Source organism: Burkholderia sp. JP2-270 (assembly GCF_003233675.1).
Taxonomy (GTDB): Bacteria; Pseudomonadota; Gammaproteobacteria; order Burkholderiales; family Burkholderiaceae; genus Burkholderia; species Burkholderia pyrrocinia_C.
This window is the reverse complement of sequence record NZ_CP029824.1, coordinates 831,682-853,176: the sequence shown is the minus strand read 5'-3', so window position 1 is coordinate 853,176 and position 21,495 is coordinate 831,682. Positions and strand designations below refer to the sequence as shown.

At 64.0% G+C, this 21,495-nt stretch carries 22 protein-coding genes and 1 pseudogene; 9 read left to right on the top strand and 14 right to left on the bottom strand.

Going from position 1 to position 21,495, the window contains the following annotated elements; all coding sequences use genetic code 11:
• Positions 1 to 81 precede the first annotated feature (81 nt).
• Complete coding sequence (locus tag DM992_RS04050) at positions 82 to 966, top strand: LysR family transcriptional regulator (RefSeq protein ID WP_111015791.1); 885 nt, start codon at positions 82 to 84, stop codon at positions 964 to 966.
• Between the two features lie 114 nt (positions 967 to 1,080).
• On the opposite strand, the gene DM992_RS04045 is transcribed toward DM992_RS04050, so the two are convergent.
• A complete protein-coding gene (locus DM992_RS04045) occupies positions 1,081 to 2,721 on the bottom strand; it encodes an L-lactate permease (RefSeq protein ID WP_111015789.1) in 1,641 nt (546 codons plus the stop codon).
• Between the two features lie 438 nt (positions 2,722 to 3,159).
• On the opposite strand from DM992_RS04045, the gene DM992_RS04040 reads away from it, so the two are divergent.
• The gene (locus DM992_RS04040) at positions 3,160 to 3,471 is read left to right on the top strand and encodes a DUF4148 domain-containing protein (protein WP_111015787.1); all 312 of its coding nucleotides are present in this window, start codon (positions 3,160 to 3,162) and stop codon (positions 3,469 to 3,471) included.
• An 86-nt stretch (positions 3,472 to 3,557) separates the two neighbouring features.
• On the opposite strand, the gene gshA is transcribed toward DM992_RS04040, so the two are convergent.
• From gshA to ada, 3 genes are all read right to left on the bottom strand, one after another.
• A complete protein-coding gene (gshA, locus tag DM992_RS04035; protein ID WP_162631585.1) occupies positions 3,558 to 5,171 on the bottom strand; it encodes a glutamate--cysteine ligase in 1,614 nt (537 codons plus the stop codon).
• A gap of 452 nt (positions 5,172 to 5,623) precedes the next feature.
• Positions 5,624 to 6,583 carry an AlkA N-terminal domain-containing protein gene (locus tag DM992_RS04025; RefSeq protein ID WP_111015784.1) on the bottom strand — a complete coding sequence of 320 codons (960 nt, stop codon included), beginning with the start codon at positions 6,581 to 6,583 and terminating at the stop codon, positions 5,624 to 5,626.
• The gene (gene ada / locus DM992_RS04020) at positions 6,580 to 7,671 is read right to left on the bottom strand and encodes a bifunctional DNA-binding transcriptional regulator/O6-methylguanine-DNA methyltransferase Ada (RefSeq protein WP_111015782.1); all 1,092 of its coding nucleotides are present in this window, start codon (positions 7,669 to 7,671) and stop codon (positions 6,580 to 6,582) included. The genes DM992_RS04025 and ada overlap by 4 nt, the downstream gene beginning before the upstream one ends.
• A gap of 431 nt (positions 7,672 to 8,102) precedes the next feature.
• Here ada and DM992_RS04010 point away from each other — a divergent pair, with 431 nt between their 5' ends.
• A complete protein-coding gene (locus tag DM992_RS04010) occupies positions 8,103 to 8,516 on the top strand; it encodes a VOC family protein (RefSeq protein ID WP_034179392.1) in 414 nt (137 codons plus the stop codon).
• Between the two features lie 21 nt (positions 8,517 to 8,537).
• Here the strand turns inward: DM992_RS04010 and DM992_RS04005 are convergent, their stop codons facing one another.
• The 3 genes from DM992_RS04005 to speG form a co-directional block, all read right to left on the bottom strand.
• Positions 8,538 to 9,092 (bottom strand): YaeQ family protein, encoded by a 555-nt coding sequence (locus DM992_RS04005; protein ID WP_085043242.1) that lies wholly within the window; start codon positions 9,090 to 9,092, stop codon positions 8,538 to 8,540.
• A 181-nt stretch (positions 9,093 to 9,273) separates the two neighbouring features.
• A complete protein-coding gene (locus DM992_RS04000) occupies positions 9,274 to 9,621 on the bottom strand; it encodes a hypothetical protein (protein ID WP_034179393.1) in 348 nt (115 codons plus the stop codon).
• A gap of 502 nt (positions 9,622 to 10,123) precedes the next feature.
• The gene (gene speG, locus DM992_RS03995) at positions 10,124 to 10,666 is read right to left on the bottom strand and encodes a spermidine N1-acetyltransferase (protein ID WP_034179469.1); all 543 of its coding nucleotides are present in this window, start codon (positions 10,664 to 10,666) and stop codon (positions 10,124 to 10,126) included.
• A gap of 150 nt (positions 10,667 to 10,816) precedes the next feature.
• Between speG and DM992_RS42225 the strand changes: the two genes are divergently transcribed.
• From DM992_RS42225 to DM992_RS43350, 4 genes are all read left to right on the top strand, one after another.
• Entirely contained in the window at positions 10,817 to 10,987 is a 171-nt protein-coding gene (locus DM992_RS42225) for a hypothetical protein (RefSeq protein WP_006489933.1), read from the top strand.
• 115 nt (positions 10,988 to 11,102) lie between these two features.
• On the top strand, positions 11,103 to 11,351 hold the full coding sequence (locus tag DM992_RS03990; protein ID WP_034179394.1) for a DUF2795 domain-containing protein: 249 nt from the start codon (positions 11,103 to 11,105) through the stop codon (positions 11,349 to 11,351).
• 110 nt (positions 11,352 to 11,461) lie between these two features.
• Positions 11,462 to 12,820, top strand: a complete 1,359-nt coding sequence (locus tag DM992_RS03985) for a sensor domain-containing diguanylate cyclase (protein WP_111015780.1) — start codon at positions 11,462 to 11,464, stop codon at positions 12,818 to 12,820.
• 151 nt (positions 12,821 to 12,971) lie between these two features.
• Complete coding sequence (locus tag DM992_RS43350; protein WP_256260617.1) at positions 12,972 to 13,094, top strand: hypothetical protein; 123 nt, start codon at positions 12,972 to 12,974, stop codon at positions 13,092 to 13,094.
• A 73-nt stretch (positions 13,095 to 13,167) separates the two neighbouring features.
• Here the strand turns inward: DM992_RS43350 and DM992_RS41485 are convergent, their stop codons facing one another.
• Together DM992_RS41485 and DM992_RS41480 are read right to left on the bottom strand one after the other, a co-directional pair.
• Positions 13,168 to 13,335, bottom strand: coding sequence for a hypothetical protein (locus DM992_RS41485; RefSeq protein ID WP_162631559.1), 168 nt, complete (start codon positions 13,333 to 13,335; stop codon positions 13,168 to 13,170).
• Between the two features lie 523 nt (positions 13,336 to 13,858).
• The gene (locus DM992_RS41480; RefSeq protein WP_162631584.1) at positions 13,859 to 14,275 is read right to left on the bottom strand and encodes a DUF6402 family protein; all 417 of its coding nucleotides are present in this window, start codon (positions 14,273 to 14,275) and stop codon (positions 13,859 to 13,861) included.
• 917 nt (positions 14,276 to 15,192) lie between these two features.
• Between DM992_RS41480 and DM992_RS41475 the strand changes: the two are divergent.
• A pseudogene (locus DM992_RS41475) lies at positions 15,193 to 16,050 on the top strand (DUF6402 family protein).
• A gap of 509 nt (positions 16,051 to 16,559) precedes the next feature.
• Here DM992_RS41475 and mnmE read toward each other — a convergent pair.
• The gene (gene mnmE / locus DM992_RS03970) at positions 16,560 to 17,954 is read right to left on the bottom strand and encodes a tRNA uridine-5-carboxymethylaminomethyl(34) synthesis GTPase MnmE (protein WP_111015774.1); all 1,395 of its coding nucleotides are present in this window, start codon (positions 17,952 to 17,954) and stop codon (positions 16,560 to 16,562) included.
• Positions 17,955 to 18,292: 338 nt separating this feature from the next.
• On the opposite strand from mnmE, the gene DM992_RS03965 reads away from it, so the two are divergent.
• Positions 18,293 to 18,727, top strand: coding sequence for a transcriptional regulator (locus tag DM992_RS03965; protein ID WP_111015772.1), 435 nt, complete (start codon positions 18,293 to 18,295; stop codon positions 18,725 to 18,727).
• Between the two features lie 125 nt (positions 18,728 to 18,852).
• On the opposite strand, the gene yidC is transcribed toward DM992_RS03965, so the two are convergent.
• From yidC to rpmH, 4 genes are all read right to left on the bottom strand, one after another.
• Entirely contained in the window at positions 18,853 to 20,517 is a 1,665-nt protein-coding gene (gene yidC, locus DM992_RS03960; protein ID WP_111015770.1) for a membrane protein insertase YidC, read from the bottom strand.
• Positions 20,518 to 20,525: 8 nt separating this feature from the next.
• On the bottom strand, positions 20,526 to 20,792 hold the full coding sequence (gene yidD, locus DM992_RS03955; RefSeq protein ID WP_009694594.1) for a membrane protein insertion efficiency factor YidD: 267 nt from the start codon (positions 20,790 to 20,792) through the stop codon (positions 20,526 to 20,528).
• Positions 20,793 to 20,867: 75 nt separating this feature from the next.
• Positions 20,868 to 21,329, bottom strand: coding sequence for a ribonuclease P protein component (rnpA, locus tag DM992_RS03950; RefSeq protein WP_021157986.1), 462 nt, complete (start codon positions 21,327 to 21,329; stop codon positions 20,868 to 20,870).
• Between the two features lie 15 nt (positions 21,330 to 21,344).
• Positions 21,345 to 21,479, bottom strand: a complete 135-nt coding sequence (rpmH, locus tag DM992_RS03945) for a 50S ribosomal protein L34 (protein WP_004198824.1) — start codon at positions 21,477 to 21,479, stop codon at positions 21,345 to 21,347.
• Positions 21,480 to 21,495: the final 16 nt, after the last annotated feature.

Here is a 21,495-nt window from a genome sequence, read left to right as displayed (position 1 = left end):
GGCATACGACGCGCCTTTCATGCAGCCGACACACGCACGCGCTACGCTGACGCGCGATGAAGAGGGGGGAGAAGCCGAGTCGTGTTCGATCAGCTGAAGGCGTTCCACGCGACCGTCCGGCAGGGCAGCATCACGCGCGCCGCACGCCACCTGGGTGTGAGCCAGCCGACGATTGCCGCGCAGATCCGGCAGGTCGAGCAGGTGTACGGCGTCGAGTTGTTCTACCGCAGCGGCCGCAAGCTCGAAGTCACCGAGACCGGCATCGAGCTGTTGCCGCTCGTCGAGAAGATGATCGCGCTCGAGGCGCAGGCCGACATCATGCTGCGCAACGTCGGCGGCCTGTTCGAAGGCCACCTGCGGATCGGCGCGACGGGCCCGTACTACATCATGGACGCGGTCGGCCGGTTCTCGAACGCGCATCCGTCGATCGCGCTCACCTGCCGGATCGGCAACTCCGAGGAAATCCTGCAGGCGCTGCAGGAATTCCGCATCGATCTCGCCGTCTCGTCGCAGCGCAACGACGCCGACGGCCTCGAACGCAAGGTGATCTCGACCGATCCGCTCGTGCTCGTCGTGTATCGCACCCATCCGCTCGCACGTTTCGACGCGATCGACCCGGTGCAGCTCGCCGACGTGCGGCTGCTGATTCGCGAGGAAGGCTCGGTCACGCGCCGCTGCACGGAGACGATCCTCGCGACGGCCGGCGTCGCGACCGCGTCGGTCGCCGAGATCGGCAGCCGCGAAGCGATCCGCGAGGCGATCCTGCATGGCGTGGGCGGAAGCCTGTTTCCGCTCGGCGAGGCCGAGCGCCATCCGGACCTGCGCGTGATCGCGCTGCGCGGCATCGACACGACGATCGACGAGTACGTGTACTACCTGAAGGCGCGCCGCCAGAGCCCGGCGATCGACGCGTTCCTCGCGTGCATCCTGCCCGCGGAGCACGCAACGCGCGACACGACGCGGTAGGCGAACGCGCGCTGAGTGGTCGCGCGTTCACCGTTTTTGCGCATTTCCCGGCGCTTTTCGTCGTGCCTTCCGTCGTTATTTCCTCGTGCCGTCCTTCTCGCGTCCAGCCACGCTTCACTTCGGCAGCGCCGGAATCATCCACGTGAACACGTGCTGCTGCAAGAACACGAGCACGCCGAGCAGCAGGGTGAGGATCACGCTGTGCCAGAAGGTGCGCGCGAACACGACGCCTTCCTGCCCCTTCAGGTCCGTCGTCGACACGCCCGTCGCGATGTTCTGCGGCGAGATCATCTTGCCCATCACGCCGCCCGACGAGTTGGTCGCGGCCATCAGCACCGGATCGAAGCCGAGCTGCCTGGCGGCCACGACCTGCAGGTTGCCGAACAGCGCATTGCCCGACGTGTCGCTGCCGGACAGGAACACGGCGATCCAGCCGAGCGATGCGGACACCAGCGGGAACAGCGCGCCCGTCGACGCGACGCCGGTGCCGAGCGTGTAGCTGATCCCCGAGTAGTTCAGCAGGTACGCCAGCCCGACGATCATCATCACCGTGACGATCGCGATCCACGTCTGCCGCCACGTCTTGACCACGCATTCGAGGAACGCGCCGGCACCGGTGCGCGTCAGCACGGCCGTGACGATCGCGGAGAGCAGGATCGCGGTGCCCGTGCCGAGCGGCTGGAAATCCCAGATCGCCGCATACGGCTTGTGGTACAGCGACACGAACACCGCATTGTGCAGGCCCGGCCACTTGATCTTCACGTCGCCGATCGCCGCGATGTTCGCATGCACCCACACGATCACGACCACCGACACGACGAGCCACGGCAGCCAGCCGCCGAAGCCAGCGCGCGCGGCGCCGGCTGCCGCGGGCACGCTGCGCGCGAGCGCGTATTGCGGATCGGGATGCGGCTTCCACAACTGCAGGAAGCCGATCGTGACGATCAGCGATGTGAGCGACGACAGCACGTCGGTGAGCTGGTAGCCGAGGAAGTTCGACGTGACGAACTGCGCGAGCGCGAAGCTGCCGCCCGACACGAGCAGCGCGGGCCACAGCTGCTTGATCGAACGCAGCCCGCCATACGCGCCGACCACGTAGAACGGCAGCAGCAGCGCGAAGAACGGCAGCTGGCGGCCGACCATCTGCGCGAGCGTCGCGGGCGGCAGCGACGTCACCGCGCCGAGCACGGTGATCGGCACGCCGAGCGCGCCGAACGCGACCGGTGCCGTGTTGAACAGCAGCGTGTAGGTGAGCGCTTCGAGCGCGGGGAAGCCGAGCGCGATCAACAGTGCGCTCGTGATCGCGACCGGCGTGCCGAATCCGGAGATCCCTTCGAGCAGGCAGCCGAACGAGAACGCGACGACGAGCAGCACGAGGCGGCGGTCGTCGGGCAGGTTGTCGAGCATCCACTGCCGGAACTGGTCGAAGCGGCCCGATTTCACCGCGATGTTGTACAGCAGCAGCGCGTTGAAGACGATCCACATCACGGGCACGACCGCGAGCGCCATGCCCGCGCCGACCGCGTTGAACGCGAGCCCGGCCGGCATGCCCCACGCGCCGATCGCGACCGCGAGACCGGCGACGAGCCCGGCGAGCGACGCCTGCCACGCGGGGCGGCGCAGCACGCCGAGCGCGATCAGCGCAACTGCGATCGGGATCACGGCGACGAGGAAGGACAGGAACAGCGAGTTGGCGACCGGCGTCAGCGGCTGCGCGAAGACGATGCCGGGCGGTAGGGCGTCGGTGGGATTCATCGTGTCTCCAAAGGCGACCCGGGTTGGCGCGTCAGCGCCCCCGGATTCGGTGCAAAGCGACGTTCTGCAGTCGCGACAACGATCTGGCACTTGTGCACGCAACGACGTTGCACGGCCAACCGATCGGTCGCTTAAAAGAGGTTAGGAGGCGCACGGCGCTTGTACAAGGGGGACAAGCCCGAAATGCAGCGCCCCGATCCGGACCATCCGCCGCACGATGACCGGCAGTTGGCGGGCCGCTGTCGCACCCGACAGGAAACCTGTCGCGAACGGCCCACCGGAGCGCGCGACGTCATCACCTGTGCAATGTTGCGCGCGCGACAAAGGAGACTACCGGCCGGCGGGATGTTTCGTTTGGCGTCCGAAGCCTAGACTGGCCGCATCGATTCCGCCCGCGCCGACGACGGCGCGGCACCGGAACCTCACGGAGTGAACACGATGAAGACGATGAAACAGGCGGCATGCGCATTCCTGCTGATCGGCGCGGCTTTCGCCGCCCACGCGCAGGCCGCATCGACGCTGACGCGCGCGGAGGTCCGCCAGGAACTCGCGGAACTGGAGGCCGCCGGCTACCGGACGAGCCTCGCGAGCAGTCCCGACTTTCCGGAGAACATGCAGGCGATCATGCGGCGCGCCGCGCAGGCGCGCGGCGACGATGCCGGCTACGGCAACGACGGCCGGGCGCATGTGGAATCGGACAAGCCGGCGCTGCCGCACGCGATCGATCGCGGCACGTACGCGCATCACTGATTGCCGACCGAACCGGATTGAACGGATAACGGCGCGGCGCGACCAGCGCCGGCCGGCACGCCAACGCACGCGGCCGCGCGCGATCCTCAGACGCTGAAGCGGTTCAGCGTATACGCGCGATAGGCCGCGACGAACGCGTCGAACGATCCGGCCTCCTTCGCTTCGAGCTCGGCCTGCTCGGCCAGCGACTTCGCGGCGAGCGCCTGCTCGGTGCGCAGCGTATCGGCCGACGGCGGATGCGCGCGGAAATACGCGGCATGCGCTTCGCTCTGCGCCAGCGCGAACGCGAGGAACGACTGCCCGTTCTCGCGCATCGTGCGCAGCACGCGCGCGGACGGCGTGCGCTCCGGATCGGCGAGCTTCTCGCGCTGCGCGGCGATCGCACGCGCATGCTCGTCGCCGCCGCGGATTTCGTCGAGACGGCGGCCGACGGTTTCGATATCGGCCATCAGGTCGTCCGCCCACGCCTGCAGCGTGATCGGCTGCCCGTCGCGCGACAGCATGAGCCCCGGCTTGCGGCCTTCCATCGTCACGCTGCCGAAGTTCGCGTTCGCTTCCTTGTACGCGTCGCAGTCGAGCGGCGCGCTGTCGTCGAGCGCGCATGCGAGCAGGAACGCGTCGATGAAGCGCGCGGTCTCCAGTGCGATGCCGGTCGGCTCGAACGGATCGATGTCGAGGCAGCGCACCTCGATGTACTGCACGCCGCGCGATGCGAGCGCATGCAGCGGGCGTTCGCCCGAATACGTGACGCGCTTCGGCCGGATCGTCGAGTAGAACTCGTTCTCGATCTGCAGCACGTTCGTGTTGATCTGGATCCACTCGCCGTCGCGATGCGTGCCGATCGCCTCGTATTCGGGATACGGCTCGCTCACGGCCTTCGACAGCGCGTCGAGATAGCCGGGCAGCGTGTTGTAGTCGACGTGCAGCGCGGCCTGGGCCGTCGTGTTCGAGTAGCCGAGATCGCTCATCCGCAGGCTGGTCGCATACGGCTGGTACAGCGTATCGGCGTCGAACGTATCGAGCTTGTGCGGCTTGCCGCGCAGGAACTTCGTGTCGAGCGCGGGCGACGCGCCGAACAGGTACATCAGCAGCCAGCTGCGGCGGCGGAAGTTGCGGATCTGCGCAAGATAGCGCTCCGACTGGTAATCGACGAGCGTGGCAGTCGACCCTTCTTCCGCGTGCAGGCGCCGCCACACTTCCTCGTGCAGCGAGTAGTTGTAGTGGATGCCGGCGATGCACTGCATCGTGCGGCCGTAGCGGTACGCGAGGCCGCGCCGGTACACCGTCTTCAGGCGGCCGATGTTCGACGTACCGTAGTCGGCGATCGGAATCTGGTCGTCGGCCGGCAGCAGGCCCGGCATCGAGTCGTTCCACAGCATCTCGTCGCCGAGCGACGCATAGACGTAGCGATGCAGCTCGTCGAGGCGTTCGAGCGTGATCGCGGCGTCGCGTTCCGCGGGCGTGATCAGCTCGATCAGCGCTTCGGAGTAGTCGGTCGTCAGCGCCGGGTGCGTGAGTGCCGAACCGAGCGCGCGCGGATGCGGCGTGAACGCGATCATCCCGTCGCGCGTCACGCGCAGGCTTTCCTTTTCGATGCCGCGCAGGCCGTCGGGCAGATGCTGCCGCGTCGGGCCCGAGCTCAGTGCTTCGAGGCGATTCAGCAGCAGTTCGGACTGGCGGTGAGTCATGGTGTTCGACATGGAGACGCAAGTGCGTGACGGCCGCGCGCAGAACGCCGCGCGCGGCCGGCTGGATTGTTGGTCGCTTCGTTGGTAGCGGGCACTTTAACATCTCGCCGGAACACGCGCTTGAGGTGGCCGCGGGCATGGCTCGCGGGCCGGAGCGGGCCGCCGGACGGGCCGATCGCGGCCGTCGCGGCTCGTGCCACCGGTTTCACGCAGCACCGATCGGCACGTCGGTCACGTGAATTCGTCCGACGGATCGTGAGGTGCGGACAGGCGGCGGCAGGTGCAACCGTGCCGCCGAACGGGCCGGCGAAAGCGGCGTGCGCGCGCGTTGCGCGCCCGGCATCCGGCAGGCACCGGATTCGCCGAATCGTCGTGGCGGCCCGCAGCCGACGAACGGCGGCACGGCCTGCTCAACGGGTTGCATCGCGGCCTCGTCCGGTCGCACCCGACGCGGGCCGCCACCATCACCCGCCGCGCGCGCCGCCCGCCCGGTCGGCCACTTCGTTCCACAAATGCAGCGCCGCATACGCGCGCCACGGCCGCCAGCCTTCGGTGCGGCGCTTCTGGCTCGCCAGCCGGTCGAGCGACGGATCGCGCGCGGCGATCGACTGCATCAGCACGAGATCGGATGCCGGCCACGCGTCCGGGTCGCGCCACGCGCGCATCGCGATGTATTCGACGGTCCACGGGCCGATGCCGGGCAGATCGAGCCACGCGCCGCGCAGCGTCGCGAGGTCGGCATGCGCGCGATCGACCGGCACGTCGCCGGCCGCCACCGCGCGCGCCACGCCCGTCAGCGCGGCAACGCGCTTGCCGGGCATCCCGATCTTGTCGAGATCGCATGCGGCCAGCGCGTCGGGCGTCGGGAAACGCCATGCGGGCGCGCCGTCGTCGATATGCACCACGCGCTCGCCGGCGCGTTCGACGAGCCGGCCGACGATCGTCGTCGCGGCCTTCACGCTCACCTGCTGGCCGACGATCGCGCGCACTGCCAGCTCGAACCCCGACCACGCGCCCGGCACGCGCAGCCCTGGCGCGGCCTCGACGAGCGGCGCGAACCACGGATCGCGCGCGAGCCCGCCGCCGATCACGGCCGGATCGGCGCCGAGGTCGAACATCGTCGCGACGCGCGCGGCGAATGCATCGTCGACATGACGCGCGACCGCCCCTTCGACCGTCGCGATCAGGCAATGCTTGCGCGGATGTTTCGTGACGGTGAGCCGGCCCGAGTCGCCATGCAGGTCGACGATGCGGCGATACACGCCGTCCGCAACCTGCTCGACGCCCGGAATCGCGCGCCCGCTGAAGAAGCGCAGCACGCGCGCCCAGTCGTAGGGCGCGTTGAAGCGCAGTTCCATCTGCGCGGACGGCGGCACATGGCCGCCGTTCACGATTGACGTGATCGTTGTTTTCGCGACGCTCAAACCGCACTTCCCTCCGTCACAGCTTCGTTTTCATCGTGATGCGCATGACGCGCCTCGGCCGCGAGCAGCGTCGCCTTGCGGCGCACGCCCCAGCGATACCCGGCGAGCGCGCCGCCCTTTTGCACGACGCGGTGGCACGGGATCGCGAGCGCGACCGGGTTCGACGCGCACGCGGACGCGACGGCGCGCACCGCGCGCGGCGAGCCGAGCGCCTCGGCGATCTCCGAGTAGCTGCGCGTTTCGCCGTACGGAATATGCGTCAGCGCTTCCCACACGCGCTGCTGGAACGCGGTCGGCGCGATGTCGAGCGGCAGGTCGAATGCGTGCCGCGTGCCGTCCAGGTACGCGCGGATCTGCGTGACGAACGGCGCGAGCCGCGCGGACGATTCGACCAGTTCGGCGCGCGCGAACGCGTCCTTCAGCTCTCCGACCAGCAACGCCGGTTCGTCGCCGAACGCGATCCGGCAGATGCCCTGTTCGGTCGCGGCAACGAGCACCGTGCCGAGCGACGTCGACGCGGTCGCATAGTCGATCCGCAGGCCGGCGCCCTGGCGGCGGAACGCGGACGGCGCCATCCCGAGCTCGCGCGGCACCGACGCATAGAGCCGCGACGGTGAGTTGAAGCCCGCATCGACGGCCGCCCGCGTGACCGGCTGCCCGCTTTGCAGCGCCTGCCGCAGCGCGGCGCCGCGCTGCGCGGCCTGGTACTGCCGCGGCGACACGCCGACCACGCGCTTGAAGAGCCGCTGAAGGTGGAACGGGCTCACGTGCACGGCGTCGCTCAGTTGCTGCAGCGTGAGCCGCTCGGCATGCGCGTCGAGCACCGCGCACGCGCGGTTGACGATCTCGAGCTCGCGCGGCAGCCCTTCCGGCTGGCACCGCTTGCAGGGCCGGAAACCTGCCGCACGCGCGGCCGCCGGATCGACGAAGAAGGACACATGCTCGCGGCGCGGCAGCCGCGACGCGCAGGTCGGGCGGCAAAACACGCCGGTCGTGCTCACGGCATAGAAGAACGCGCCGTCCGCATGCGGATCGCGCTCGGTCACGGCGCCCCAGCGGGCATCGTCGGTCGGATAGGCGGTTTTCATCTGAACCTCGCACTCTTTAGTGTAGATGGTGCCTACTCTAGACATCGGCACGTGCCGTCGCGCCCTGAATCTTGCTCTGTGATTCGCGCCGGCGAACCGGGTGCGGATCACCCCCAAAGAAATCGGACAAAACGCCCGCTCCGGCTGATCCGGAGCGGTTTTCGTCATCGTCCCGTCACCAATTTGCTGCAGTGCGGATGCGACAAACCGCCGTCCTGACGTTTTTTTGCATTCTGAATATTGCGTCGCACCATCGCCGTGTGTATAGTTGGAACTGTCTCCTCCATGTCTCCTCCTGATATGGATTAAGCCCGTTCCGCTCTGCGTGAACGGGCTTTTTTTCGTCTGTCGATTGTGCCGCGTTCCGGCCGGCGCCGCAGGCGCGTTGCGTCTACACTCGATGCTCGTCGACTGCGAAGGGAGTCTTTGCCATGAAACCCACCATCCGCGCGATCGATCACATCGTGCTGCGCGTGACCGACATGGCCGCGATGACGCGCTTTTACTGCGACGCCGTCGGCTGCCACGTGGAGAAGGAACAGCCCGATCTGGGCCTCGTGCAGTTGCGCGCCGGCGATGCGCTGATCGACCTGCTGTCGGTCGGCGGCCCGATCGACCGTCCCGACAGCGGCCCGCCCGGCACGGGACGCAACCTCGATCACCTGTGTCTGCGCGTCGAGCCGTTCGACCCCGACGCGCTGATCGCGCATTTCGCCGCGCATGGCGCGCGGCCGGGCGCCCCCGCGGAGCGCTACGGCGCCGGCGGCTACGGGCCGTCGATCTACCTGTTCGATCCCGAAGGCAACATGCTGGAATTCAAGGGGCCGCCGGCCGCGATCGGCTGAGCACGGCCGGTGCGCGGGCCGTCACGCGTCCGCGCGCGCCTTCAGCACCGTCCATTCGACCGCGACCGGATCGTGGTCGGCGCTCGAGATCCACGCCGCGCCGTCCTGCACCGTGCACTGCAGGCGCATCGTGCGCTCCGCGAGCTGCCCGAGCGCGGCCGCGACGCCGTCGGCGAGCGACAGCACCTGCACGTTGCGCAGCCGCTCGACCTTGCTGCGCACGCCCTGCCACCAGATATCCGACGTCTTGCCGCCGTACGCGATCACCGTGACCTGCCCGGCGCGGCCGGCCGCCTTCGAAATGCGCCGTTCGTCGGGCTGGCCGGCCTCGATCCACACGTCGATCGCGCCCGTCAGGTCCTTCTGCCACAGATCGGGCTCGTCGACGTCCGACAGCCCCTTGCAGAATTCGAGCCGCTCGTGCGCGAACAGCGCAAACGCGACGATGCGCACCATCATCCGGTCGTCGGTTTCCGACGGATGGCGCGCCACCGTCAGCGCGTGATCGGCGTAGTAATGCCGATCCATGTCGGCGATTTGCAGTTCGGCTTTGTAGATCGTGGATTTCAGCGCCATGCGGATGCGGCCCGGGCGGGCATTCGGTTCGGTCGGGCCGTGATGATACCGAATGCGCGCCGTCAGGCGCGTGTCATGTGCGCCCCCACAGCGCAACGGCCCGGCATGGGCCGGGCCGTGTTCGGTTCGCGCCGCCGGCCTCATCCGGCCGGCGCGCTCGCGCGTCGTGCGACTGCGCGGGTTATTGCTTGACGAAGCGCGAATCGGCCCAGAGACCCTGCTGGTCGCTGTTGTCGGCGCTGACGAACTGCACGTCGCCCTGGTCGACCGACACCACGCGGAAGCGCTGGCCTTCCGGCACCGACAGGCAGCGGTAGTCGTCGAAATACTGCTGCTTCGCCTGCGACTTGCCGTCGCGCTCGTGATTCAGTACGGAATCCAGATTGTCTTTCGACAGGCAGCCCCAGGCATTCTTCGTCAGCTGGATTTCCTGCTTCGGCTTGACGGCCGAATCGCCGCCGGCCTGGGCAATCGACACCGCGCAAAATGCGCCGACGAGGGCGAAAAGGATACCGGTACGCTTCATCATTTTTTGTCTCCAGGCTTGCGGGCACCAGGCTTGGGTTAGCTATGTGTTTAAAGGTGATCGTGAGCCCGCGTTTTTCACTTTAGAAGACCGGCAAGCGATAGCAAGCACATTTGTTGTGCGACCGCAATAGCGGCGGATTGTCGCACCCCGTGCGCAGCCCGTTTTCCGCGCGATGCGCGCGCGGGGCCAAGCCTGCCGCGTGGCGGACGGGCCCGCGGCGCCGGACGGAAAGCATTACCCGGCAAGACTTTCAGCAAAGTTACAATGCGGCGATTGAACGGTTTGGATAATCCATTTCGATATCCGGATCATTTTGATGCGCTGCACATAAAGTCATCCGAAACGATCCGACTTTACCGCAGCGCGGAATCGCATTTACCTGATACAAGAAAAATGCCAGGCATAAGCGCATCCGTATTTATCCGTGTTTCCCCGCATGCATCCTGCGCCCACGGAGGCCGTGCAGCGGGCGTCTTTCGTCAGCGTGTTTACCCTGCTTTATTCAGGCCGATTGCTGGCGCTCGAAATAATCGCGCTGGAAGATGCACATGCGATAAGCGTTGTGATACGCACCGTTGCCGAAAAATTCTTCCTTCAATTCGGCCTCGTGCTGAAATCCGCATTTTTCGTACACGTGAATCGCCGCCGCATTCGTCGTATCGACGATCAGGTACAGCTTGCGCATGTTCAGTACGTTGAATGCGTACTTGATCGCGAGGCGCGTCGCCTGGCCTGCATAGCCGCGCCCCTGGCATTGCGGCGCGATGATGATCTGAAACTCGCCGCGGCGATGGATGTAGTCGAGCTCGATCAATTCGACGAGACCGACCAGTTCGCCTTGCGCATCGACCGCGACGAAACGGCGCTCGCGCTGGTCGTGCACGTGGCGGTCGTACAGTTGCGACAGTTCCGAGAAGGTTTCGTACGGCTCCTCGAACCAGTAGCGCATGATCTTCGCGTCGTTGTTCAGCTCGTGGACGAAGCGCAGGTCCTGGCGCTCCAGCGGCCGCAGCGCAAGCGTGTTGGTATCGTTCTGAAGTTGCATGTCATGTCCTTTTTGATGCCGGCGCACGTGCGGAACGCCCGCGCGGCGCGGCCGCGTTCGGGCCCGCTCCGCACTGTAAGAAGTTGAACGCGGGTGAAGTTCAGAGCCTAGAATGTGAGCAGGGGTTCCTGCCACCGCAAGGAGGCTATCGTGATCGAGCAAGTCATACTCGGTATTTTTCTCGTGCTGCCGCTCGTGATCGTCGCGGCGCTGTTTTCCGACGAGCTTTGGCAGGAACATCGGCGCCAGCATCCGCGCGACGAAAACGCCCCGCACATCGACTGGAAGCATCCGTGGCGCCGCGTGCGACGCGGGCATTGAGCCGATCGCCGTCGCTCCGCGGCACGCGCCGGCCGGGCCGCCCCGGGTCGGACACTGCGTGGTGCGCCCTTATTCCGCTTCGATCCGATTCCCGCCCAACCCGCGAGACACCGACGTGAACGACAAGCCCGCCCTCCCTCCGCACGATATTCCCAACGAAACGATCGACCTGCAGATCGCCGACGTGCTCGCGGCCGTCCGCTACCCGGCGAACAAGGATGCGATCGTCGATGCCGCGCGCGACGCCGGCGCCAGCAACGAGGTGCTGTCGATGCTCGACGGCCTGCCCGAACAGGACTACGCGGACGTCGACGCCGTCACGCACTGGGTCGCCGGCAACTTCGGCCCGGGGCTCGGCATTTGAGCGCGCGCCAATAACGCGATAGGATCGGGCCGCACCGGTCGCACCGCGGCCGGGATGCGCGCCGCCTGGCGCAAGACCGGGCGTTTGCGCACGCGTGTCCGGGGGACTCCATGGAAGGCATCCTGATCCAGCACACGACGCGTCGTCAGCTCTGGTTCGGCGCGCTGACGGCGCTCGTCATCCTGCTCGCGCTCGGAATCGCCGCGCCGCACGCGAACGTCACGCTGCCGGCCGTCGAACCGTTCATGCCGATGTGCGCGCTCACCGTGTTCACGACCGCGAGCATCGCCGCGTTCTTCCTCGGTGCGCAGTTCACCGTGACGCGCCAGCCCGTGCTCGGCGCGCTCGGCGGCGCCTATGCGTTCACCGCGCTCGCCGTCGCGCTGCAGTTGCTCACCTTTCCCGGCGTATTCGCGCCGCATGGCCTGCTCGGCGCGCGCCCGCAAAGCGCCGCGTGGATGTGGATCTTCTGGCATGCGGGCTTCCCGTGCTTCGTGATGGTCGCGCTGCTCGCGCGCGAGCGGCTGACGCGCGCACCGGTCAGCGCGAAGCAGACGCGCCGGTGGACGATCGCGCTCGTCGGCGGGCCGGCCATCGCGGCCGCGCTGCTGTGCGCGCTCGCGCTGAACGTGTCGCTGCCGCCCGCGTTCCATCCGCCCGGCGACGCGGCCGTGCTGCCCTTCAACGGCGTCGCACTCGTCGTGTGGATACTCAATGCGCTTGCGCTCGTGGCCGTGCTGGCCAGCGGACGGCTGCGCACGACGCTCGACCTGTGGCTCGCGATCGCGGTGCTCGCGTGCCTCACCGACACGACGCTGAACCTGCTGACCACGAACCGCTTCACGGTCGGCTGGTATGTCGCGCGCGTGTTCAGCATGTTCACGCCCGGCGTGCTCGTATGCGTGCTCGCATGGGAAGTGACGATGCTGTACCAGCAGTTGTTCGAGGCGCATGCGATGCTGATCCGCTCATCCGCGCGCGACGGGCTGACGGGCGCGTTCAACCGCAGCCACTTCAACGATCATTTCCACACGCTGTTCCTGCAGGCGCGGCGCCAAGGCGAACCGCTGTCGCTGCTGATGGTCGACGTCGATCGCTTCAAGGCATACAACGACGCGTTCGGTCACGTGAAGGGCGATGCGTGCCTGATCGCGGTCGCGAATGCGCTGGCCGGCGCGGTGAGGCGGCCAGCGGATATCGTCGCGCGCTACGGCGGCGAGGAATTCGCGATCGTGCTGCCGAATACGGGTGCGCGCGGTGCGCGGGTCGTTGCAGAAGAGGCGCGCGAAGCCGTGTTGCGGCTCGATCTAGCGATGCCTGCTTCGCCGGCAGGGCGCGTGAGCGTCAGCGTCGGCTGCGCGACCGTATCGGCCGACGATCTGTCGACACCCGACGCGTTGATCGAAGCCGCCGACGCCGCGCTGTATCTTGCGAAGGATGCGGGGCGAAACAGGGTCGTCGTCGCCTGAATACGTCTGCTGTTTGGGGCAGTTGTTACGGTCATTTTGACCGGAATAATGCGCCGTTACGCAAAGCGGGGCAGGGATACCAATGCTTACAGCCCGTGTTGCGGGCGCTCGTTATGCTCGGTTTCATATCGAACCCGAGCAGGTGAGCGCCATGAAGAAAACCCTTTTGCTGATTGCCGGCGTCGCCGTGTTGCTGAGCGGCTGTATCGTCGTGCCGGACGGCGGGTATTACGGTGGTGGCGGGTATTACCATCATCATCGGCATTGGGATTGAGGCGGGTGAGCTTCCGGATGCGTCGATCGGCATGCGTGCCGATGCGGGATCGACGATCCGGACCGCCACGCAATCAGGCCGGCGTGGTCAGCTCGGCATGCATCAGAAATACCTGTAGCGCGGCGAGCATTTCGTAGTGAAGACGCTCGAGGCGCGCATCCTTTTCAGCGTCTTCGATCAGGTTGCGCTCGGCATCCTCCAGTTGGTACGGGTCGCCCAGCAGTTCGTGAATCGTCGACATCGACGTGATCTGCTACGGGAGTCGCGCAAGCATCGTGTCAAGAAAGGTCGGCGGTAAACTGATTTCACCGAGATCTCGCTCTTCGCGGTACATCAATGCCTCCTTTCCCCAATGGAGCTTAACGGGTATGCCCGATGTGTCCCGATACGTTCGCTCGACAATAAGGCGCTCACCTCCCTCATCGTACAGTCGAAGAACGATCGTATCTCCGAAATAGCAGTATCGAGCCCAATAACCGCCATGCGGAGAGCGCTCGCTGTTTCGCTGACTCGGATCGCAAATCGCACGCAGTTGTGCATCCTTCCAGTAGCTCCAAGTGATGCCAAGGACAACAACGATAGAAATTACCGCGAAGGTTCGTCGAATCAAAATCCCGACCTCCTCCGCAATAGCGCCCCCCCAATCGCCTGGCCTGGATAAGATCGAAGCAGCAATCGCACCAGAAAAGCAAGCGCGACGACGGGCAATATTACAGCCAGAAGAATTACCATCAGGGCGATACCGGCTTCGTTGATGGTCGCGCTCATGCAAATCGAAGTTTAATAGGTTCCCACAACCTGACGTACCGGTAGTCGGAAAAAATAACGAAATCACCACCACGACGATAGCGCTGCTGCCATTGACGAAAGGAGTTGTTCCGAACAGGGTAATAAACGTTCCCTGGTACTCGCATGTCGCCAACCGCAATGGGATAATCTATCCATGGGATGCCCACCGCCCCAGCGGCCACTGAAGCTGGCGCGATGACGGCACCGTTTCGGTTCCAATGTCCGAGATACTGCGACGGCTGGCCCTTTTCTGTGGTGAATGTGTAATTTCCATTGATGCAAATCATAATATAGGTGATCGTCACATGACTACCATCTTGATTGAAGCGCGCACAATCGATTGCAGCACAAAAACCAAATGAACCAAGTGCGCCAGTCAGATCATTTGGCATTCCACCACTACGCACTCGCTGAGCAATGAATGTATCAATTTTTTGACTGAGCTCTCCTTGACGTCATTTCAATGCTGGAACGTAGTGCTTATGATCCAACATGTTTCATTCGAAATATAACTCATTAAGGGTAAGCGCTCCCGCCACTTCCGAGTGAGTGAAATCATTTCAAGATTACAGAGTCGATTTGATATCACAAGGATGCGCGCGGCGAATCCGAACAACCCTCCGCCCCGATCTCAATATATTGCATATAGCAAAGAATGGGCCGTCACATTTCACCAGTGACGCGGGGGAGAGCGGCACGCGCTACTCATTGCTTGCATTATGGCACCGACCAGAGGCCCCAGGCCTCCAAGCATCAGTGATATACGAGCGCGATAAATCCCCCCTTCTCCGGAGAAAACACTAAACGCACAATCGATAGGTTGAGCCGAAGAATGTTAGCAACAGTTTAAGCGAAATTTTTCGGATTTGTCCGATTGATTCTTGCGAGAGAGTTGCGCTAGCGTCGTAGATATTTTGCACGCCACCTGATACCAATGGAACCATATTTACCATGCCATCAAACAAAGGGAATATCCCTTACTTCACAATCAATAAATTTTTTGGAAATGGAAGCTTTGTGATGGCGTGGATGGATGCACGATTATTCCAAATACTGCGTTATCTATGGACAAATCCCCGCCACCGCTCCCAATGCAGTCAAAGCCAAAGACGAGTGCACCCAAACCCGCGCCAGCGCCTTCCAAGCGCGATTCGCTGGATAAAATGGTCGATGATTTGGAACGAGCTGGGAGAGCTCTATCTCGCCTCCAAGCATGGATCAATACCCCTAATCCGCCGAAGCCCGTAGCGGTAAAGCTGAAAAAGACCCAGCTGCGCCACCATTCGACATCCAAGAGATCCCCGGGGCAATGCGCAGGTTACATCTCCCAGTATCGGCTGCGCTTATGGACAGGTGGTTTTCTGGAAGATTAAATTATTCGCCAACCACTTCGGCCGAGCAGGTCGAAATCAATCAAGACGGGCAACCTTATGCTGCCGATATGTACGATACGTCTACCGTTAAATTGAATTGGATCCTTCGCTTTCCACGCGCAAAGGAGCAATTTGACCGTCTTGTAAACGAGGCCATTCGATCGCCGAAGTCCAGGGACGGACTCTACAAAATTCTGATTCCGTACAAAGATTGCGCAACAAGGCTCTATACGGATGATATTTGCGGGGATGATCTGCGTGAGATGCACCGTCGATTTCAATTTCAATACTCAAGAGTCGATGGCACATTTGAGCAAAAAATACGCACTCAATTGGATGCGCGCCTTCGCACCAATGGCGTCCCGGATGATCTATCCGGCGCGCTCGGCTCGTTCAACATATATGCAGCACTCGGAAGCGTACGCTTTTCGTGGGATGTGAATTCACGAAAAACAACAGCAGAAGTCACCGGAGTGTGGGTGTATGTGAAAGACAACTATACATTCACAGACAAATTCGGTGAATTATCTCAATATTTGGGTCACTGGAGCACCAGTGATGTCATTGTCGTTCCATACAACGCAGCCGCTACATTTTTGAATTCAGAGTATATTCCGTATGTTAAATATGCCGTGGCCAGAGGCAACCCACTTATCAAATGAAATGTCTACTATCCAGTGCATAACAGCGACTTTCGAAAATGGGCTGAGGTACATCGCAGAGGCGGGGATTTTGTCATCTATTCCGACAAGAAATACGTTCCAATTTCCCCTCCGACAAAAATTCACTTATGATCGCAACGCGCAACAAACTGAATATAAAACCATCAAAAATCGTGGCCATTTTTTCAAAATTTATCCGTACACTACCCTTCATTGCATTGATTGGCTTCTTTGCTCTTGATCGTACGCCGCGCGGAGAAGAATGCAGAATGTCGACATCTCCGGACGAAATATATATTGCCAATCTATGCCTGCTAACCCGGGTTCCGGGTGGAAATTCCCAGTACGCTGGTCGCGTATACAGTGCGCAAACCGGAAAATTGCTGGCTCAACATACGTTTAGCACGCCTGTTCCGGAAATTTCCTGGCATAGCTATAGTGACGTATACGTATCCTTTTCAAGGGGTGACGGCGGCGATAACTCTGTTTATATATCGCTGCCTCCATCGCTTATCGACAGACTATTAGCAGTGCGTCCACGCTTGTAAAACGACTCTGCACCTGCCCGCTTGATGATCGCCACGCCGACGGCCGTCCAGGCAACGGCAGACCATTCTCGGCCTGCAACTTTTTGCGACCGCTCATTTCCCGATACAAAACCTGCTGAAAATCACCCCCAGCAGATCATCGGAAGTGAACTCCCCGGTAATCGCGTTGAGCTGCTCCTGCGCGAGCCGAAGTTCTTCGGCAAACAGATCCAGCGACTGCGCCCGTTGCTCCGCATGATCCGCTGCCTGCGCCAGATGCTCCTGCGCCGCTCGCAGCGCGATCAGATGCCGCTCGCGCGCCAGATACACGCCTTCGGCCCCCGCCTGCCATCCTGCAATTCGCAGCAGCTCCGCACGCAGCATATCGATCCCGTCGCCGCGCTTCGCCGACAGATGCACCTCGGTCAGATCGCCTTCCGCGGCCGGATGCTCGACGCAGGCCGGCACGCCGGTCAGGTCCGTCTTGTTCAGCACGCGCACCACCGGCACGCTGCCCGGAAACCGCGCGGCGATCACCTGGTCATCCGGAGTCAGCCCCGTGCGCGAATCGAGCAGATGCAGCACGACGTCCGCGCGCTCGATCTCGCTCCACGTGCGCGCAATCCCGATCCGCTCGACTTCATCCTCCGTCTCGCGCAACCCGGCCGTATCGATGATGTGCAGCGGAATTCCTTCGACCTGGATCGTCTGCGCGACCTTGTCGCGCGTCGTGCCCGCGATCGGCGTGACGATCGCCAGTTCCGCGCCGGCCAGCGCGTTCAGCAGCGACGACTTGCCGACGTTCGGCTGCCCGGCAAGCACGACCGACAGCCCCTCGCGCAGCAGCGCCCCCTGCCGCGCATCGCCAAGCACGTGCGCGAGCTGCGCACGGATCTTCGCGAGCTTGCCGCGTGCGTCGGCGGCCTCCAGGAAGTCGATTTCCTCTTCCGGAAAATCGAGCGTCGCCTCGACCAGCATCCGCAGCGTGATCACGTCTTCGACGAGCGCATGGATCTGCCGCGAGAACGCGCCATCGAGCGAACGGCCGGCCGACCGCGCGGCGGCCTCGGTGCTTGCCTCGATCAAGTCAGCAACGGCCTCGGCCTGCGCGAGGTCGAGCTTGTCGTTCAGGAACGCGCGTCGCGTGAACTCGCCCGGCTCCGCAAGCCGCAAGCCAAAGCCGCGCCCCGCATCCAGGCAGCGCTGCAGCAGCAGTTGCATCACGATCGGCCCGCCATGCCCCTGTAGTTCGAGCACGTGCTCGCCGGTGTACGAATGCGGCGCAGGGAAATACAGTGCGATCCCGCGGTCGAGCGGCGCGCCGTGCTCGTCCAGGAACGGCACGTAGCTCGCATGGCGCGGCGCGAGCTTCTGCCCGCACAACGCGTCGATCAGCGGCAGCGCGGCCGCCTCGCCGCCGCGCCCGAACGACACGCGGACGACGCCGATGCCGCCCCGGCCGGCAGCAGTGGCAATGGCGACGATCGGATCGGAATCGGTAGCGAGCATGGGAATCGGATGAATCGGGTGATCAGGCAATGAGTGGTGCGCCCGCACAACAGTTCGGGCATCGGAACGCCGGCATTGTAGCGTGCCGGCTCATACGCCACCGGACGCCGCGCGGGATTCTGACTCGCCCGAATTTATCCCACCAGGGATAAGTCGAGTATCAATCCAGCGCGATGACACAGCCACCGTTTCGGATGAGTATGCCTGCCGGAGCCGGCTGACACTGCGTCCCTCAATTCCGCTGCTCATCCTGCGCAATTACGTGATTAGTCCGAATAAGATACGTTTATCCCACATGGTTGTCTGAAAGACGTCGGTGGAATTGCACAATCTCCCCCATGCCGACATCCGAAGAAAAAGCCGCGTTCTCGGAACGCCTGAAATTCGCCCTGCGGCGCAGTCCGGAGAAGGTTACCGGCGCGACGGAGCTTGCGAACAAGTTCAATCTGCGCCACCGCGGAACGCATCCCGTTTCGCCGCAAACCGCGCACAAGTGGCTGACGGGCCGCACGATTCCGACGTCGGACAAACTCGAAACGCTCGCCGAATGGCTGCGCGTCGAACTGCACTGGCTGCACTACGGGCCGTCGCCGAGCGTGATCGAACACCCGACGCCGCAACCGCTGCCGCGCGACGAACGCTATCCGCCGACGCCCGAAACGATCGAACTCGCGTCGAAGATCGAGGCACTGTCCCCGCATCACCGCTACCTCGTTCAGGAACTGGTCGAGCAGTTCTACGGCGAACCGAAAATCGAAGCGAAGAAATCCTGACGGGGAACGGCACGCGCATCGCACACCGCGCACCGCCGCCGAGAAACAAAAAAGCCGCATGGGCGAACCATGCGGCTTTTTTGCGTGCATCGCGGGCGGCTCGCCGCCCGCGGGTGCGACGGGCGTCAGGCCGGTTTCTTCTTGACCCCGCCGAGCTTGCGCGTGATGTAGTACTGCTGCGCGATCGACAGCACGTTGTTCACGACGTAGTACAGCACGAGGCCGGCCGGGAAGAAGAAGAACATGACCGAGAACGCGATCGGCATGAACTTCATCATCTTCGCCTGGACAGGGTCCGGCGGCGTCGGGTTCAGGCTCGTCTGCACGAACATCGACACGGCCATCAGCACCGGCAGGATGAAGAACGGATCGCGCTGCGACAGGTCATGAATCCACAGAATCCACGGCGCGCCGCGCATTTCGACCGACGCGAGCAGCACCCAGTACAGCGAGATGAACACCGGGATCTGGATCACGACCGGCAGGCAGCCGCCGAACGGATTGACCTTCTCGGTCTTGTACAGCTCCATCAGCGCGGAGTTCATCTTCTGCGGATCGCTCTTGAAGCGTTCGCGCAGCGCCTGCATGCGCGGCGTGATTTCCTTCATGCGCGCCATCGACTTGTAGCTCGCGGCCGACAGCGGGAAGAACACGGCCTTGATCAGCACCGTCAGCAGCACGATCGCCCAGCCCCAGTTGCCGACGTAGCCGTGGATCTTCTCGAGCAGCCAGAACAGCGGCTTCGCGATGATCGTTACCCAGCCGTAGTCCTTCACGAGCTCCAGGCCCGGCGCGATGCCTTCGAGCATGCGCTCTTCTTCCGGACCGGCGAACAGGCGCGCCTGCACGTCGGCCGACTGGCCCGGCGCGATCGCGGCGACCGGCTGCTTCACGCCGACGCGGTACAGCGCCGGATCGATCTTCTCAGCGTAGATGTCGCGCTTCGTGCCCTGCTGCGGAATCCATGCCGACGCGAAGTAGTGCTGCACCATCGCGACCCAGCCGTTGTCGGCGGAGGTCACGTAGTCGGCCTTGTTCTTGTCGAGGTCGCTGAAGTTGATCTTCTGGAAGTGCTTCGCGTCCGTGTAGACCGCCGGCCCGAGGAACGTGTGCGAGAACATCGGCGTTTCGACCGCCGTATTGTCGCGGACGAGTTCCATGTAGACCGTCGGCGTGACGGGCGCCGTGCCGACGTTGTCGATCTTGGTATCGACGCCGATCACGTAGCTGCCGCGCGTGAACGTGTAGGTCTTGATGACCTTCACGCCGCCCTTCACCGGCGATTCGAACGACAGCTTCAGCGTGTTCTGGTCGCCCGTCAGCGACGTCGAGCCGGCGTTCACCTGCGTGTAGACGTCGTTGTGGTTCGGGAAGTCGCCGCCGAGCAGGCCCGAGCGCGCGAGGTACGTGTGGCCGGCCGTGTGGTCGAACAGCGTGATGTACAGGTCGGGCTGCTTGCCGTCGCCCTGCTTCTTCAGCGTCAGCTTCGCGAGCGTGCCGCCGCGCGTGTCGATTTCGCCGTCGTACACGTCGGTCGAGAACTTCACGAGCTGCGCCTGGGCGGCCGGAGCCGTCGTCGACGGTGCGGCGCCGGCTGCGGCGGCAGGCACTTCACCTGCGGTCGTCGTCGCGCCCGTGCCCGATGCGCCGCCGGCAGCGGCCGCGGGGGCCGTCTGCGTGGCGCTCGGGAAGAACATCGACGGGCGTCCATGGGAACGCTGCCAGTTGTCGTACAGCATGACAGCTGACATGAAGAAGATCACCCATAGGACGGTGCGTTTGATATCCATGCGTTGTCTCAGAGTCGATGGGACCGCGCGTCGGCTTCGCCGCGAGCGCGAGTGTCGGAGTTGGGCGGCGGGACGAGGTCGATGCCGCCCGCGGAAAACGGATGGCATCGGCACACGCGCCTGACGGCGAGATACGTGCCGCGCGCGGCGCCATGATACTGGATTGCCTCGCGCGCGTAATCCGAACAGGAAGGATAAAAACGGCAACGGTTGCCGAGCAGGGGGCTCACGGCAACCTTGTAGAAGCGCAGCAACGCGATCAAGACCGTTTCCATACCTTGGGCGGCGCCGTTCGGCGCCGCGTCAAAACCGGCCGGGCAGGCGCGAACGCCGCACCGGGCACGGATGCGTCACTCGGACGCGGGCTTCGACGCACGGCGGGCGATTTCCCGGACTGCCCTGTCGAGCAGTTCGCGGATTTCGGCCGCACACATCGCCGCGAGCGGGGCGGAAGCCGCGCTCGGCAGCGCTTTCTTGTCGAAGCGCGTGTGCTGCCGCAGCAGCAGGTCGTAACCGGCGAATTCGGCCCGGCGCAAGCGAAACGCGTCGCGCGCCAGCCGCTTCACGAGGTTACGCGTGACTGCACGCGGCGCATACTTCTTGCCGACGACGAGCCCCAGACGCGCGGGCTGACCGGTCGGCTTGCCGTAAATCACGAAGTGCGCGGAACGCCGCCAGGGGCGCAAACGAAAAACGGATGAAAATTCATCCGTTTTCAGAAGTCGCGCAGCTTTCGGGAAGGCGGCTTTCGTCTGCGACGGATTCGCACCCGGCTCGACGGCACCTTCCGCAGGACTGCGGACGGCGGACACAGCGCGCAACCTGCCTTAGATGGCGAGGCGCTTGCGGCCCTTCGCGCGGCGAGCGTTGATGACCTTGCGGCCACCTGCCGTCTTCATGCGGACACGGAAGCCATGGGTGCGCTTGCGGCGCGTCACGGACGGTTGGTAAGTACGTTTCATGATGTTCTCACTTGTT

What these genes read in the sequence shown, in the direction of transcription:
- DM992_RS04045 (WP_111015789.1), bottom strand. Translation starts at nt 2,721, where the DNA reads ATGAATCCCACCGACGCCCTACCGCCCGGCATCGTCTTCGCGCAGCCG.
- DM992_RS04040 (WP_111015787.1), top strand. Translation starts at nt 3,160, where the DNA reads ATGAAGACGATGAAACAGGCGGCATGCGCATTCCTGCTGATCGGCGCG.
- gshA (WP_162631585.1), bottom strand. Translation starts at nt 5,171, where the DNA reads ATGTCGAACACCATGACTCACCGCCAGTCCGAACTGCTGCTGAATCGC.
- ada (WP_111015782.1), bottom strand. Translation starts at nt 7,671, where the DNA reads ATGAAAACCGCCTATCCGACCGACGATGCCCGCTGGGGCGCCGTGACC.
- DM992_RS04010 (WP_034179392.1), top strand. Translation starts at nt 8,103, where the DNA reads ATGAAACCCACCATCCGCGCGATCGATCACATCGTGCTGCGCGTGACC.
- DM992_RS04005 (WP_085043242.1), bottom strand. Translation starts at nt 9,092, where the DNA reads ATGGCGCTGAAATCCACGATCTACAAAGCCGAACTGCAAATCGCCGAC.
- DM992_RS04000 (WP_034179393.1), bottom strand. Translation starts at nt 9,621, where the DNA reads ATGATGAAGCGTACCGGTATCCTTTTCGCCCTCGTCGGCGCATTTTGC.
- speG (WP_034179469.1), bottom strand. Translation starts at nt 10,666, where the DNA reads ATGCAACTTCAGAACGATACCAACACGCTTGCGCTGCGGCCGCTGGAG.
- DM992_RS03985 (WP_111015780.1), top strand. Translation starts at nt 11,462, where the DNA reads ATGGAAGGCATCCTGATCCAGCACACGACGCGTCGTCAGCTCTGGTTC.
- DM992_RS43350 (WP_256260617.1), top strand. Translation starts at nt 12,972, where the DNA reads ATGAAGAAAACCCTTTTGCTGATTGCCGGCGTCGCCGTGTTGCTGAGC.
- DM992_RS41485 (WP_162631559.1), bottom strand. Translation starts at nt 13,335, where the DNA reads ATGTCGACGATTCACGAACTGCTGGGCGACCCGTACCAACTGGAGGAT.
- DM992_RS41480 (WP_162631584.1), bottom strand. Translation starts at nt 14,275, where the DNA reads ATGCCAAATGATCTGACTGGCGCACTTGGTTCATTTGGTTTTTGTGCT.
- mnmE (WP_111015774.1), bottom strand. Translation starts at nt 17,954, where the DNA reads ATGCTCGCTACCGATTCCGATCCGATCGTCGCCATTGCCACTGCTGCC.
- DM992_RS03965 (WP_111015772.1), top strand. Translation starts at nt 18,293, where the DNA reads ATGCCGACATCCGAAGAAAAAGCCGCGTTCTCGGAACGCCTGAAATTC.
- yidC (WP_111015770.1), bottom strand. Translation starts at nt 20,517, where the DNA reads ATGGATATCAAACGCACCGTCCTATGGGTGATCTTCTTCATGTCAGCT.
- yidD (WP_009694594.1), bottom strand. Translation starts at nt 20,792, where the DNA reads ATGGAAACGGTCTTGATCGCGTTGCTGCGCTTCTACAAGGTTGCCGTG.
- rpmH (WP_004198824.1), bottom strand. Translation starts at nt 21,479, where the DNA reads ATGAAACGTACTTACCAACCGTCCGTGACGCGCCGCAAGCGCACCCAT.